General features: G+C 44.0%; 13 protein-coding genes, 1 tRNA gene, 1 pseudogene and 1 CRISPR repeat array. Of the genes and pseudogenes, 12 read left to right on the top strand and 3 right to left on the bottom strand.

Annotated elements, in window-relative coordinates; all coding sequences use genetic code 11:
- Positions 1 to 85 precede the first annotated feature (85 nt).
- Positions 86 to 649, bottom strand: coding sequence for a LemA family protein (locus tag Q0174_RS07265; protein WP_298042881.1), 564 nt, complete (start codon positions 647 to 649; stop codon positions 86 to 88).
- A gap of 70 nt (positions 650 to 719) precedes the next feature.
- Between Q0174_RS07265 and Q0174_RS07260 the strand changes: the two genes are divergently transcribed.
- Both Q0174_RS07260 and Q0174_RS07255 read left to right on the top strand, forming a co-directional pair.
- Positions 720 to 796: transfer RNA gene (locus Q0174_RS07260), tRNA-Met, on the top strand.
- A gap of 201 nt (positions 797 to 997) precedes the next feature.
- Positions 998 to 1,591, top strand: coding sequence for an effector protein (locus tag Q0174_RS07255; protein ID WP_298042878.1), 594 nt, complete (start codon positions 998 to 1,000; stop codon positions 1,589 to 1,591).
- A gap of 89 nt (positions 1,592 to 1,680) precedes the next feature.
- Here the strand turns inward: Q0174_RS07255 and Q0174_RS07250 are convergent, their stop codons facing one another.
- Entirely contained in the window at positions 1,681 to 2,832 is a 1,152-nt protein-coding gene (locus Q0174_RS07250) for a hypothetical protein (protein ID WP_298042875.1), read from the bottom strand.
- A 312-nt stretch (positions 2,833 to 3,144) separates the two neighbouring features.
- Here Q0174_RS07250 and Q0174_RS07245 point away from each other — a divergent pair, with 312 nt between their 5' ends.
- Genes Q0174_RS07245 through nrfD form a run of 7 tightly spaced genes read left to right on the top strand, consistent with a single transcriptional unit; the run spans position 3,145 to position 9,358 of the window.
- Positions 3,145 to 3,312: a hypothetical protein gene (locus Q0174_RS07245; protein ID WP_169765898.1), complete on the top strand. Its 168-nt coding sequence runs from the start codon at positions 3,145 to 3,147 to the stop codon at positions 3,310 to 3,312.
- 9 nt (positions 3,313 to 3,321) lie between these two features.
- Complete coding sequence (locus tag Q0174_RS07240; RefSeq protein WP_297943572.1) at positions 3,322 to 4,035, top strand: disulfide bond formation protein B; 714 nt, start codon at positions 3,322 to 3,324, stop codon at positions 4,033 to 4,035.
- Between the two features lie 11 nt (positions 4,036 to 4,046).
- Positions 4,047 to 4,943: a hypothetical protein gene (locus Q0174_RS07235; RefSeq protein WP_298042873.1), complete on the top strand. Its 897-nt coding sequence runs from the start codon at positions 4,047 to 4,049 to the stop codon at positions 4,941 to 4,943.
- A 22-nt stretch (positions 4,944 to 4,965) separates the two neighbouring features.
- Entirely contained in the window at positions 4,966 to 7,257 is a 2,292-nt protein-coding gene (locus tag Q0174_RS07230; RefSeq protein ID WP_298042871.1) for a molybdopterin-dependent oxidoreductase, read from the top strand.
- 1 nt (position 7,258) lies between these two features.
- Entirely contained in the window at positions 7,259 to 7,810 is a 552-nt protein-coding gene (locus Q0174_RS07225) for a 4Fe-4S dicluster domain-containing protein (RefSeq protein WP_297943581.1), read from the top strand.
- Between the two features lie 10 nt (positions 7,811 to 7,820).
- Positions 7,821 to 8,468, top strand: a complete 648-nt coding sequence (locus Q0174_RS07220) for a molecular chaperone TorD family protein (protein WP_298042870.1) — start codon at positions 7,821 to 7,823, stop codon at positions 8,466 to 8,468.
- A gap of 2 nt (positions 8,469 to 8,470) precedes the next feature.
- Positions 8,471 to 9,358, top strand: coding sequence for an NrfD/PsrC family molybdoenzyme membrane anchor subunit (gene nrfD / locus Q0174_RS07215; RefSeq protein WP_298042868.1), 888 nt, complete (start codon positions 8,471 to 8,473; stop codon positions 9,356 to 9,358).
- A gap of 172 nt (positions 9,359 to 9,530) precedes the next feature.
- Here nrfD and Q0174_RS07210 read toward each other — a convergent pair.
- Positions 9,531 to 9,623: pseudogene (locus Q0174_RS07210) on the bottom strand (IS1595 family transposase); the annotation flags it as partial.
- Between the two features lie 302 nt (positions 9,624 to 9,925).
- Between Q0174_RS07210 and cas6 the strand changes: the two are divergent.
- From cas6 to cas2, 3 genes are all read left to right on the top strand, one after another.
- The gene (gene cas6, locus Q0174_RS07205; protein WP_298042867.1) at positions 9,926 to 10,738 is read left to right on the top strand and encodes a CRISPR system precrRNA processing endoribonuclease RAMP protein Cas6; all 813 of its coding nucleotides are present in this window, start codon (positions 9,926 to 9,928) and stop codon (positions 10,736 to 10,738) included.
- A 74-nt stretch (positions 10,739 to 10,812) separates the two neighbouring features.
- Complete coding sequence (gene cas1, locus Q0174_RS07200) at positions 10,813 to 13,008, top strand: CRISPR-associated endonuclease Cas1 (protein WP_298042865.1); 2,196 nt, start codon at positions 10,813 to 10,815, stop codon at positions 13,006 to 13,008.
- Positions 13,005 to 13,277, top strand: a complete 273-nt coding sequence (gene cas2, locus Q0174_RS07195; protein WP_298042864.1) for a CRISPR-associated endonuclease Cas2 — start codon at positions 13,005 to 13,007, stop codon at positions 13,275 to 13,277. Before cas1 ends, cas2 begins: the two co-directional genes overlap by 4 nt.
- A 431-nt stretch (positions 13,278 to 13,708) precedes the next feature.
- Positions 13,709 to 14,491: direct repeats of the CRISPR family, unit length 37 nt; unit sequence ATTTGATTAGAATTTCCCCGATCTAGGGGATTGAAAC.
- Between the last annotated feature and the right edge of the window lie 50 nt (positions 14,492 to 14,541).

Genomic DNA, 14,541 nt, shown 5'->3' with positions numbered 1-14,541 from the left:
TTCACTATAAATTTAGACTCACGGCGTTTGGAGCCATTTGCGATGAAATTTTAAAATTTCATCGCAAATTTTCTACGTCTCGCGCCTATTTTTTGAAAAGCTCAGAGACGTTCGGGGCTTGCTTTTCTTGCTCGCTAGCGGCGAAAAATTCCGCTTTAGCGAAGTTGAAAACGCTGGCGATGATGTTAGTAGGAAACATCTCGCAGGCGTTATTATAAACTGTAACGGCGCCGTTATAAGCGCGGCGTGCAGCACTGATCTGCTCCTCGCACTCGCCTAACGCGTTTTGTAGCTTGGCAAACGATTCGTTAGCTTTCAGGTTTGGATACGCCTCTACCGCAATGCGGATTTGCCCCAAAAGAGACGAAATTTCGCTATTTAGCTTAAATTTGTCCGCGTTAGAAGCCGCATTGATCGCTTGCGAGCGAAGTTCGCTAACGCGCGTTAGTACTGCGCTTTCGTGGCTCATATATTCTCGCGTGGCGCTAACTAGATTGGGGATTAGGTCGTAGCGTTTTTTAAGCTGCGTATCGACGGTGGAAGCGATATTTCGCACTTGATTACGCTTGGCGATGAACGAGTTATAAACGCCTACTAACGCCAAAACTAACAAAACTATGACGACTAATAAAATCAAAGCCGCATTCATTTTCTCTCCTTTTAAAGTGTTTCAATTAAAAATAAGAATATTTAGCTATACTTGCCATTTCTTTTCGCGTGTCAAGGTAGCTCAGCTGGTTAGAGCGCTGGTCTCATAAGCCGGAGGTCGAGAGTTCAAGTCTCTCTCTTGACACCAAAACATTATTTCGCGCCCAAGCGTCTTTTACGATACCGAAAAGCGCGCCGCCTTTCGAATATATTTATTATTTTACAAAAAAATTTCTATAGTTTGGCTTTGTATTTGTTTAGATTCGAAAATAAATATTTATAAATTCTTAAAAGCAAATGGTAAAATTACGCACTCGATACTTTTTGCTAAAATTTTACGGGAGGGATCATGAAATTTAAAGATTTTAAAGCTGCAAACTGCGCTAACTACGACTTTTTCACCGCCGAAGAGCTAAGCCATAAAGAATTTATCAGACTAAGTTTCGGCGAGTTCGCCCGCAAAAATCCAAACTCGAGCTGGGCGCTTAGCATCGACGATAGGAGCTTTGATTCGTTTCCGAATTTTACTCAAAAGCATCCAATCTGCTTATCCGATCTAAATTTTAAAGATAGCGTCCTTCAGTTTAGGATCTGCTCCGAAAACAGCGTCCAGAGTCTAGGACACCGCATTTTTACCTGTCTAGACGGCATCCACAAGGACTTCGTCGCAAGCGAGATCAAGCAAACCGACGAAGTGATGATGAAGCTAAAGATGGGCGTTTTGAAGGACTTTACCTGCGTCTCGAAGTGCGGCTGGTGGATAACCGACATCTGGCGCGATATGTATCCGGTGACGGATGAGAGCGAGAGCGAAAATTTCGTCGCGGATATGCTTGGTAGCGAATTTTCGGTGCAAATGCGGCTTATAAACGAGCGGCTTTTGAGCGCGCAAAATAGCGGCGAGCTTGACGGGCTCATCGCCGAGCTAAGGACACAGGAGTAAATTTTTAAAATTTTGCCCGCGAGTTGTCCTAGGTGCGGCGGGCGCGCTCACGCGTTTTGCGGCTAAATTTTAAATTTGCCCTCTTAAATTTATCCCAGTTTGCCGTTTGTCGCACAGCTATTTACGGGATACGGCGTGAGTCCATAGTCTGCGGCTTCGACGTTCCAAAAGTCCAAATTTGCGCTGCGCGATACGATATACTCAAAACCCTTTTGATTCAGCTCGATCAAAATTTCAAATTCCCCGCCGTTTTTACAAACGATACTTTCAAAAAAGTGTGAAAAACAGGCAATCTTCGCGTTTTCTTTCTGCATCGATTGATTTAGCATGAGCTCCATATTGCTTAAAATTTTAAACACCGTCTGGCTCGTCTCAAACCTGCCGAAGCGCGCGTAATACTTCGCTAAATTTTGCTCATTTAGCGTAACGGATTTGGTGCAGTTTTGCGTTATCTGCTCGTATATCGCGCCGAAAAGCTCAATCGACGCGTTTTGATTATCTATCACCTTGTTTTCGTGGTTTTCGATGACGACGAAGCCGTCTTTTATGCAAAATTTCTCGTTTTTATAGTAAAAGCTCACTCTCGCGATCTCTTGTTCGAAGCGCTTTTTATAAGTGAAGGGTAGATAGGTCGTAACGCCCATTTTATCGATGATCGCAGAGCTTTTTACGCCGCCGTCCAGCTCGTGCTGCATAAAGTAGCGGATGAAGCTGCCCTGCTCGATATCGAAGCTATTTAAATACTCGATCTTATCCAGATACGCGCAGCGGTAGAGCCGCACAAACTCGGAATTTAGCGAGATATTGATCTCGTCGGGGATGTCTCCGTATTTTTCGCTCTGCGGCGCGTCGATGCGTTCTATGATATTCATCTGTTTTTCGACTTTGTCTTTTACGAAAATAGTGATTTTGACTTGTTTCATCTCATAGAAGCGCTTTATCGTCTCGGTCGCGCTTTTGGTGATATCGGTCTTAAATTTTTTCGCGAGCTCCGATTTTTTGAGCGTCAACGAAAAATCGCCGTTTTTTAGCTTGTTCTGCGAATACAGAAGATAAAGCAGCTCCTCATAAATCATCAAATGCGAGTAGGTCAAAAATGTATTATCCACGACTATGACATAGTAGCAGCGCGTTACTGAGTATCTTTTGTTGTCTCTTAAAAAGTCGTTGTAAATTTTTAGCTTGCTCGCATTTTTCGATACCTTAAATACGTCGTAAGATTCTAAAAATATATTTTCCATATTTCGCCTTAGGTTAAAATTTTGTTGAAATATTACACAATATTTGTTTAAGTTGTTTTAAATTTTATCTTAAGGATAAAAAATATTAGCGAGTAAAATAATTTATAAAATTTTAGCCATATCTTTAATAATAGCTTAAATATAATAGAATAATTTATAAAAATATATTTTTGGTAGGAAAATTTTATACAAAAAATTTAATATGAACAAAAAAATCTATTTTTTAAACTAGAATTAATAAATAAAATTATATTATTTCTTTAAGAATAAGCATGCTTAGGATTAAATTTTATTAAGAAAGGACGGTTTGAAATGGAATTTCTTATTTTGACGCTATTTTTGATCAGCGGGCTTATATTATATTTTAAGCCGCAGAGGAAAAATCTAGCTACGGGCTGCGCGGCAGCTGGCTGCGCGATATTGATCGCACTGGAATTTTACGTAAATTTATGGGTAGTCGTGCCGGTAGGCAACTTTTAGGAGGGCGATATGCAAAATTTAGAACAAAATCAAATTCCCGCCGCCGAGCGAGGATTTTTCAATCTAATGTCGCTAGCCATCATCGCCCTCGTGGCGCTCCCGGTCGGCATAGCTTGTTTGATACTAGGCTTTGGTATGGGAGATAGCCCGTGCGTAATGTGCTGGGCGGAGAGGATCACGATGATAGCCATCAGCCTTATCGCGCTTTTTATCCTTAGATATGGTCTAAGACCCGGCTACGTCGCGGCGCTTTTGCTAATGGCTTGCTGGGGGATGTTCAACGGCTTTATCCATTATAGCCTTGATGGGACGTTCGGGGGCTATCTCGACATAAAGCAGGGCTTCGGACTTGAAATTTTAGGCGCGCACACGCAGCTTTGGGTCGTCGTCGTGGATTTTTGCGTGATCGCGTTTTTGGCGGTTATATTTTTATGTAGCAAAAATTTGGGCGAGATAATGAAAAAGAGCACGAGCGGCGAATACGGCGAGTTTTTGCGCTATCTGCCTCTGGGCAAGATTGCAAATTTAATCTTCATCGTCATCATCGCCGCAAACTGCGCACAGGCTTTCATCGTCTCAGGCCCGCCGCCGTATCTGGGCTCTAGCACGCCGGCTAGATTAAGTCTTGATCCCGCCAAATGGTTTTGGGAAAAAGATCACTGGCAAAGTGCGCTTGATTTTAGATTTGATTGGAATCCGGAGCTTCCGGATCTGCCAAACTAAGGAGCAAAAAGATGAAAAAGCTGATGATTTTTACGGCGCTAGCGGCTCTGGCGTTTGGGTTTGAGTTTAATCTCGATAGCAAAGCAGGTGCACTTGAAGGCGTGAAGGAGCTCGGTGCACCGAGTGCGGAAGTAAGCTTAAGCTTGCAAAACGATGCGCCGATTACGGGAGCGGACTACGACGCAGATAAAAAGCAGTTCGCACTGGTTTCTAAAAATAACGAATTTTACGTTGCGGACGAAAATTTAAAGCCGCTTAGATACGGCAAGCACGATCGCCATTTTATAATGGAGATGGAGGCGACCGTGGGTGCTACGTGGTATAAAAATGAGCTCGGCATGATAAGCTTTAATAAAACCTTCGTCTTTTATGAGCCTGCGGACGGGCTTAGTGCAGAGGAGCAAAACAGCCAGTGGAGGCACTTAACCGAGGGCTGGGATAAATGGAAGCTAAACGATCTCGGTAACAAAGGGCGCTTCTCCACGCTTCGAGCGAAGCAGCAATATATCCTCGGCTGGGATTACGACGCGGCTGCGAATAAATTTATCATTGCGTCCGTACCTAACGACGTGAGAGATTATTGGAGCGTGGCGGTGTTTGACGGCGACGACAAGATGATTTTGGAGGAATTTATTCCGCAAATCGGCTCAAATTTAAAGCTAAAAGAGAGCAGGAGCCTAGGCGAATACTATGTCACGGGCATCGATGCTCAGCCTGATGCCGTTTATCTTTTGAGTAAAAATTTCTCGACCATTTTAAAGCTAAATTTGCAAACTCATACAATTGAGGATGCGTATAGTTTTAGCGGAGCGGCAAACGCGAGAGCGCTTGCGGTGAAGGACGGCAAATTTTATGTTTTTTCGCGCGAAGGCAAAGAAAATAAGGTTTTCATATACGATATGAAATAAAGCCCACATTTAAGGAGAAGAGATGCAAAGACGTTCTTTCTTAAAAGGCGCGGGAGCGACTCTGGCTACGGCGGGAGCCTCTCCAAGCCTATTTGGTATGGAGCAGTTTGAGGTGGATTTTAAACCGAAATCCTATAAAAACGAGCAGGGCGTAGAGTATCACTATCTCACCTGTCCTAGAAACTGCCGCGATGCCTGTTCGATGATCGCAGAGATCAAAGACGGCAAGATGGTTAGCATCAAGGGCGATCCGAAGCACCCTCTAACGCAAGGTACGGTCTGCGTCAAAGGTCATACCTACGCGATGCATCTATACAACGCCGATCGCATAATGTATCCGATGAAGCGCGTCGGTAAAAAATGCGAGGGCAAATGGGAGCGCATCAGCTGGGATCAAGCGCTAAAAGAGATAGCTGCAAAGCTAACCGAGATCAAGGCAAAATACGGCGGCGAGGCGCTGACGGAATTTGTCTATTCGGGCAACGAAGGGCATATCTCAAAGACGATCGCGCCGGGAAATTTCTTTGAAAAATACGGCGCTACGAGGCTTGTGCGCAATCCATGCGACTGGCCGCGCTATGCGGGCACGCCGAGCGTTATCGGCACGGACTTTTCAAAAGACGCGCTGGAAGTCGATGAGAGCGATATGTATATCAGCTGGGGCTCAAACGAAGCCTACACGGCGGTGCACTGGATCAGATTTGCCCACCGCGTCAAAAAACGAGGTGGCAAGATTATCGTCATAAATACGATCAGAATTCCGCTCGCAAACCAAGCCGATATGTTTATCCAGCTAAAGCCTTCGAGCGATCCGGCATTTTGTCTAGCGGTCTGCAAATTTTTGATAGAAGAAGATCTATACGATCATGAATTTGTAGAAAAATATACAACCGGCTTTGAAGATCTAGTACATGAATGCTCGCTCTACACCTACGGCGAACTAAGCGATATGTGCGGCGCAAGCGTCGATCAAATCAAAGTTTTCGCGAGAGAATACGCCCACGCCAAAGCGCCTGCCATTATGCACGGCGACGGCGGACAAAGACACTTTAACGGCGCAAGGCTGGTGCGCGCGGTTACCTTCTTGCCGGTACTTACGGGTTGCCTTACAAAACTTGGCGGCGGATTATTTTGGGCTTACGTGCACGTAAAGGGCTGCTTTAACTTCGATAACTGCATGCCAGATCTTTCGCCGAAAGACGCGGAAGGCAAAAAGATAGAGCGCCAGCAAATAAGCTATATAGAATTTGGCAAAGGTATCCAAAAGGAAAATCCGACCTATCTAGGTAAGCCGATAAATACGGTAATTCGAGCCTGTATCAACTACAACTCGAATTTGATGGTAACGGCGCCCAATACGAATTTAATCAAAAAACGCGTGATGGACGACGATTTTTTCTTGGTAGTCATCGATCCTTACGATACCGACACCTGCGATTACGCTGACTACGTATTGCCGGGCGTTACCTTTATGGAGAGCGAAGATATTCAAAACGATCAAATTTCGGGCTACGTCTGCTACAACGCCCAAAGCGTCAAGCCGCTGGGCGAAGCCAAGACGAATTTGGAATTTTTTAACGCTCTAGCCAAGGCGATGGGATATACCGAGGAGTGCTTTGACTGGGATAGCGAGACGGTTTGCAGAAGGTTTTTGGATACGGAATTTGCCAAAAAGCAAAATATCACTTACGAAAAACTAAAAAGCGTAGGTTGGATCAAACCGTTTAGAACGCCTGAGACGATGAAAGATCAGTTCCCTTACTACCCTTATGCGCCGAAGGACAAGCTGGTATTCGGCACTAAAAGCGGCAAGTGTGAGCTCTACTCCGAAGCTTTCAAGGACGCAGGCTACCACCCGGTAATCGATCTTGACGATGATTGGGATTACTACGAAAAACATAAAAATTTCGGCAAAGATTATTTGAAAAAGTATCCGCTTTATTTTATGACGCCGGGCACGCAGCTTCAGGACAACTCAAACTGGGGCAATATGCCTTACATCCTAAAACGCGTCATCGTAAAGGGCAACGCCGAGCTATTTATGACGCGCGAGGATATGCTGGCGCGCGGTATCAAAGAGGGCGATACGGTTGAAGCCACGAATGAAAAGGGTACGGCGATATTTACGGCGGTCGAGACCAATCAGATGCAGCCTGGAATCGTTTATGCATGGAATAATATCTGGGTTAAAGTAACCAAATCTCGCACTGGAGCAAACATCCTTTGCTCGGACGGAGTGAGCGATTTGGGTAACGGATCGACCTATACCGCAAGCTTTTGCGAAGTAAAAAAAGCTGCAAAACAGGAGGCATAAAATGAAACGAAAACAAGGATTTTTATTTGATTACAACTTTTGCATAGGTTGTAAGGCGTGTGAAATTTCATGTCAGGTCTATCACAACCAAGACCCCGACATCAACTGGCGCCATGTCGATATGATACTCATCCATGAAGACGAGATCGAAAAGGAAATTTTCATCTCGCATTCGTGCCACCATTGCGAAGAGCCTGCATGTATGGACGTTTGTCCCGTAGGAGCTTACATTAAGCTCGAAAACGGCGTAGTTCAGCCACTACACGATAAATGTATCGGCTGCGGATATTGCTTAGTCGCCTGTCCTTACGGCTCGATAACCAAAGGCAAAGACGGAAAAGCGCAAAAGTGCAACCTCTGCGCCGAGAAGCTCGAGCGCGGCGAGGAGCCTGCGTGCGTAGCGGGCTGTCCTTGCGACGTGCTAAAGCTGGTCGATAGCGACGTGAGCGATAGCGCGGGGATGGAGAAAGAGATGCCAGGCTTTAAACGCTTTTTTACGAAGCCGAATATCCGCTTCTATCCTCGCATGAAGCGCAACGAGGTTATCCACTAAGGATAAAAAGATGCGTAATTTAAAGCAGAGCCTTTGCGTCGAGGACTTTTTGAGGCAGGTATTTTTGGTGCCTCTTACCGGTGAAAATTTGGACGAGCTTTTAAATTTGACGCAGGATTTTGCGCCTAAGCTTAAAGAACATAAATTTATCCTCGAATTTGCCGAATGCAAAAGCGAGCCAAGCTTAATTGATGAAATTCGCTACGAATTCAATAGGCTCTTCGTAGGTCCTAAGCGCCCCAAAGCCGAGCCTTACGAGTCGGTGTATTTCGACTATCAAACGATGTTCGGGGCAAAGACGATGCAGGTGCGAAGCTTTTACGAGAGCTCTGGGCTAAAGCTCGAGGATGCGCAGCTTGATAAATTTCCCGACGATTTCATCGGGTACGAGCTACAATATCTTTATTTTCTAAGTTTTAGCGCGCTAAAGGCGGAGGATGAGGCTAAATTTAACGAAATTTTGCGTAAAAAGGCGGAATTTATTGCTGCTCATCCGTCGCAGTGGTTTTGCAAATTTGCCGCTCGCTGCGACGAGCACGCAAATTTAGACGTTTGGAAGAACTTTGGGGGCTTTTTAAATCTCTACCTAAATAGTGAGATTGATGCGCTGAAAAGGGCACTAAAAGATCCTGAAATTTTTAAAAATTTAAAGGAATGACAATGGTACAGACGACTTGGGGATGGCTCATAGTCATCTATTTGTTTTTAGGCGGTTTAGGCGCCGGGGCGTTTTTGTGCTCGGCTTTGGCTTACAAAGGCTTTTTGGGCTCATTAAACGAGAGGTTTTATAAGTTCGGCTTTCTGCTAGCACCCGTTGCGGTAATAATAGGAACCGCGCTTTTGCTATTTGACCTGGCGCCGAGCGCTGCGATAAATCCTCTTAAAATTTTGCAGCTCTATACGCGTCCGGTATCGATGATGAGCATAGGTACGTATCTACTTACGTTTTTTATCGTAGTCAGCGTTTTGGTGCTTTTGCAGATCAAAAAGAGCGGTAAAATTTGCGATATGATGCTCACGCTCGGAGCTATTTTGGCGCTTGGAGTGATGGGATATACGGGGCTACTGCTTTACGTCGTAAAGGCGATCCCGCTTTGGGCTAGCGTGTGGCTGCCGATTTTATTTACGATCTCCGCGATCTCTACGGGGCTTAGTGCGAACGCCGCCGCTACGTTAAATGCCGGGCACGGGCTAAGCCACTGCGCGCATAAATTTCACGTCGTGTTAGTCGCGCTTGAGATCGTTGCGGTACTAGCGCTGTTTGCGAGCGTGAGAAGCGAGGCTGCGGGCATGGCTAGCGTAACGAAGATAGTCGGCGGCTCGCTTGCGCCGATGTTTTGGATAGGCTTTGTCGTGTTTGGACTTGCTCTGCCGCTGCTAGGCGGAAGTAAATTTATGCTTCGCAGCTGCAGCGTGAATGCGGACGGCAGCATCTGCGCGCACGGCGGCGAGGAGGTAAAAAGCTGTGTTTATAACGAATACGGCGTGCTTGTGGGCGGCTTTTGCTTAAGAGCGTTTATCGTGCTCGGCGCGGTCTATATATTTTAACTCCTCCTTTCTGATACTGGTCGGGCGCAAGTCCGACCTTTAAATTTTAATCTTAAATTGTGATTTTTCGGTAGACCGCCAAAAGCGACACGGCACTACACAACTCTTGACTTTAAAATTTGGGTTAAAAACTAACCCAAATTTTGACAAGCACACCATTAAATTTACGCTTAGTCAAATTTGATATCTTTGATGCTTCTATATCCTCTGCAAAATACTTGAGAATTTCTCTAAATTTCTTTTCTGAAATTCGGAAACGAATTATATACTTATTTTTTAACTTCGCTACGCTCGTTACTTTTCAAGAGCATATTTCGTGCAACAAGTTGCACACTACGCGAGGACAAATAAAAAGACCATCTGAAAAATTTCAGACGGTCTATTCTTTCTCAATATCCATGAAACCGATTTAGATCACCTTTTTATTCTAAAGAGTGATCAAATTTTAAATAATTTTACTGTGTAAAATTTCTTATCAAACTTACAATTGCAAGCATATTTCGTCCGCTTTAAAATGCAAAAGCTCATTTTATAGTATAATTTTCTCAAAAATACAAAAGGTCATTCATGCTTAAATATTTAGAGCTAGGCATTTGCGGCACCGATTTAAAGCCCTCGCATCCTTTTATCGGCTCGGCGATCAGGGGTGCTTTTGGATACGCTCTTAGAAAGGCGAGCTGTCCTTTCGTAAGTGTAAACTGCGAGAAATGCGATATATTTGGCGAATGCGCGTATAATGAATTTTTTGAAAATGTATCCGATACGCCAAATTTTAGGCTCGATATTAATCTTAATCAAAAGAGCTTTGATTTTAAAATTTTACTTTTTGAGCGTGCTGCGCGCTACCTGCCTTACGTCGCTATCGCTATTGCAAATATGCAAGAAATCGGACTTGAGGTAAGTAGGCGCAAGTTTAAATTTTCAAATTTTACTCTAAACGGCGAAATCGTAGAGCCTAAATTTCTACTTTCAAATGAGCCTGAGCCGCTAAATTTCACGCCCGATTTTGCTGCGGGCGATTATGAAATTTCGCTTCTTACTCCGCTTCGTATGAAGCAAAAAAACGTCCTCGTCCGCCGTGAGATCGACTTTAAGTCCTTTATTCGCCAAACCGCTATGAGATTTGAGAACATAACGGGCGAGGCTATAGATAAATTCGAGGTAAAATTCCGCCACTTCGAGCAGGATTTGCACTTTTACGACATCAATCGCTACTCAAATCGCCAGCACACTAAAATGCAATTTGGCGGCGTGATCGGACGGATGCGAGTTTTCGGACTTGATGAGCGCTCAGCAAAGCTTTTACAACTCGCTCAAATTACTGGAGTTGGTAAAAGCACGGTTTTTGGACTAGGCAAGATAAAGGCAGAGCGGATTTAAATTTCGCCACAGATTACGGTATTGGCGCATTTTGCTCGATATTTACTAGCTAAATGCAATGACAAGGAGGCGTTATGTTTGATCTAAGTTTAGAGGATATTTTTACCGCAGGCGCCTTTGAATACGCGCTAAAAAGGCTAAAGCGCACGGCTTTGGGGCTTGATGGACTTAGCGCTGAGGATATTTGTTCGGGCGAATTTTACGCTGAGCTAAAGAGCGAAATTTTTAGCCTTTCTTATTCGCCGCAGCCCTTAAAACGAGCCTTTATCCCAAAAGAAGCCAAAGACGAGCTTCGCAAGCTCGCCGTGCCCTCGCTAAAAGATAAATTTGCGCAAAATATCCTCACTCGCGAGCTTTCAGGCTATTTTGATAAAAGCTTTTCAAACCGCTCTTATGCTTATCGAAACGGCAAATCCTATGCTAACGCGATCTTTCGCGCTCGTGATTTTTTTCAAATTTTCGACTTCGCCGTCAAAACCGATATCAAAGATTTCTTTGAAAATATCGATCACGAAAAATTGCTTGAAATTTTACGCGCAAACATTCGCGACTCCCGTATCATTAGGCTCATCGAGCTTTGGATCAAAAACGGAATTTTTGAGCGCTTTGATTACCGCGCTCACGCAAAAGGCGTTCATCAAGGAGACGTCCTAAGCCCGCTGCTTTCGAATATCTACCTAAATCAAATGGATAAATTTTTAGAAAACTCAGGCGTAGAGTTCGTCAGATACGCCGATGATTTCGTTATGTTTTTTGTTTCATATGAAGCCGCCGAGATAGGACTCGCGCGCCTGAAAGATTTTTTAAAAACCATAAGCTTATCTCTAAACGAAGCCAAAACCTCCATTCACGGAAAAGATAGCGAATTCGTCTTTTTGGGCGTAAGCTTTAAAGGCGCAAATTTAAGCATCGGCGAGGAAAAATTTAAGCGCATTCTAGCCAAACTCGCAAGCTCTGCCAAAAAGCAAGCGATAAGCCAAAGCGTAGAAAATTTAAACGCCTATGTGTATCATCTAAAAGCCATTTCGCTTAAGCTTTTCTCGCCTTCGCAAAAAGATAGGTTTTGCTTGCATTTTGGCGAGGTCGTAACGAGCCTAATACGCAGATTTCTAAAAACCGCGGACAAGCGGACGCTAGCAGAAGCCCTAATCAACCTAAACTTCCCCTACGAGCTAGGCAAAACGGCTAGAAAGGCTAAAATTCTAACCTACTTCAAAAACGCCAAGCGTCCCGCCGTCAAATCCGTCCAAAACGCCCTTGAGGCTAAAAAGCGCGAATACCTAAAAACCTTCTCGCAAAGCTCGATTATCCACATCACGACGCCTTTTTACTTCCTCGCTCTGTCGCAAGGAAAGCTCGTGCTAAAAAGCAAAGGCGCTATCAAGCACAAATTCCCCATAAACCAAATCAGCCAGATTATCATAAACGCTCAAATTTCGCTTAGCTCCGCCGTCATCAAAGAGTGCGCCAAAAAGAAAATTTCCATAAATTTCATCGACGAAAAGACAAACTTGAGCTACGCCACGCTCATTAGTGCAAATTCCGCCATCTCTAAAACCGCCGCTTCGCAAATTTCGCTGCTAACGACCAAAAAATCGCTCCGCATCGCCCAGCAGTTCATCATCGGCAAGCTAAAAAATCAGATCAATTATCTAAAATATCTAGGCAAATACCATAAAAATCTAGGCGCCGAAATTAAAGCGATGCAAGAAATTTTAAAGCTCCGCGTCCCAAATGCTGCAAGCGTAAACGAGCTTTTGGGCTTTGAGGGTAGCGCCGCAACCGCCTATTGGCAGGCTATCGCAAAAGCCATCGACTATAAATTCGGCTTTATCGGTAGAGTGACTCAGGGCGCTACCGACGTCGTAAATTCCGCTCTAAACTACGGCTATGCGATCCTCTATTCAAAAATTTTAAAATCCATTGCCGCCACAGGTCTGTCGCCGCATGTATCCTATCTGCACGCGCTTGATGAGCAAAAGCCCACTCTCGCCTTCGATCTCATCGAGGAATTTCGAGCCTTCATCGTCGATCGCGCCGTAATCTCGATGGTCAATAAAAACGAGCCCTTTGAGATAAAAGACGGGCTCCTATCTGTCGCAACCAGGCAAAATATCGCCAAAAACGTAAATGAAAAGCTCTTCGCTTGCACGCAATACAGAGGCGAACAGCTAAAGGCGCAGGATATTATAGATAGGCAAGCCTACGCCCTAAAACGCGCCGTAACCCAAAACGAAAAATATAAGCCTTTCATCGGGAGATTTCAATGAATTTAATCATCTGCTACGACGTTTGCAAAACTAAGCGCCGCAACAAACTCGCCGCCTTATTAGAAAGCTACGGGCTGCGGGCGAACTACTCAGTATTTGAGCTAGACGTCTCCGAGCGGATTTATGCCGAGCTAAAACAGCGCATCGCGCGCATAATCGAGCCTAAAACCGACAAAGTCCTATTCTACCGCATCTGCAAAACTTGTATGGCTAAAAGCGAGAGCCTAGGCGAAGGCGAGATATTTCGCTCTCCTGATACCTACGTCTAAGTCCCATTTTTAGGGATTTGATTTTCGGACTTTTTCAAATTCTAAAAGTCCGATTTTAGCGTACTTTAATATTTTACTAAGTTTCAAAATGTCCGCAAAGCTCAAATTTTGCTCGCGCCAAAAACCCTTTCTCGGACTTCCGCTATTTAGCCTATTTTTAAAGCCCCATTTTTAGGGCTTTTTACGTTTGCGGAATTTGGCAGAAATTCGAAAAAGCCTAAAATTTTAATTTTTGCGTTTAGATTTTCGGACTTTTGCGCTTACGCAAAGACGCTTAAATCCACGCTTTTAAGCTCGCTCTAAGCAAAAACCTCGAAATTTGAAATTAATTTTTCGCCCCTTTCTCGGACTTTTTCGCGTTTTGTGATATAATGGCGCTCACAAATAGTTCTTTAAAAACTCATTGTCAATTTTAATGCGGTTTTTGGGCTATTTGATTAGAATTTCCCCGATCTAGGGGATTGAAACCTCCATATTCTGAAGCGCCCAGTTAAAGTATTCAATTTGATTAGAATTTCCCCGATCTAGGGGATTGAAACTCCCAGTTGCCGGAAATTACCTTGTAATTCGGCAAATTTGATTAGAATTTCCCCGATCTAGGGGATTGAAACGTTACCAGCATCTACTTTATACACTGGCAATGAAAATTTGATTAGAATTTCCCCGATCTAGGGGATTGAAACTTCATACTCCATCGTATAAAGTTCGCTTAGCGAGTAAGCATTTGATTAGAATTTCCCCGATCTAGGGGATTGAAACGTCGCCAAGTTGCGCTACTGTTGTTTTCATGTTTTTCTCCTATTTGATTAGAATTTCCCCGATCTAGGGGATTGAAACTCGGATTAAGATCGAAACTTAACATTTTTTCTCCTTAAATTTGATTAGAATTTCCCCGATCTAGGGGATTGAAACTTTGTTCTCCTTTAAAAAAAATAATAAAACTAAATTATTTGATTAGAATTTCCCCGATCTAGGGGATTGAAACATTCCCAGCAATAAAATTGACTATTCCACTCGCGAGAAAAAATTTGATTAGAATTTCCCCGATCTAGGGGATTGAAACCGTTTACCTTTATCCGCCTCTTTTGGAAGTGGGAAACGAATCTGATTAGAATTTCCCCGATTTAGGGGATTGAAACATATTTGCAAGTAACGGCGCAGCAACTTTCTCGTCTATATCTGATTAGAATTTCCCCGATCTAGGGGATTGAAACAAATTTGCGTGTAACAGCTATAGCGGTGTTACCAATGGCATATCTGATTA

The sequence above is a fragment of the uncultured Campylobacter sp. genome, assembly GCF_937996225.1.
GTDB lineage: Bacteria > Campylobacterota > Campylobacteria > Campylobacterales > Campylobacteraceae > Campylobacter_B.
The sequence above is the reverse complement of the archived record's forward strand: the minus strand, read 5'-3'. Positions and strand labels throughout refer to the sequence as shown.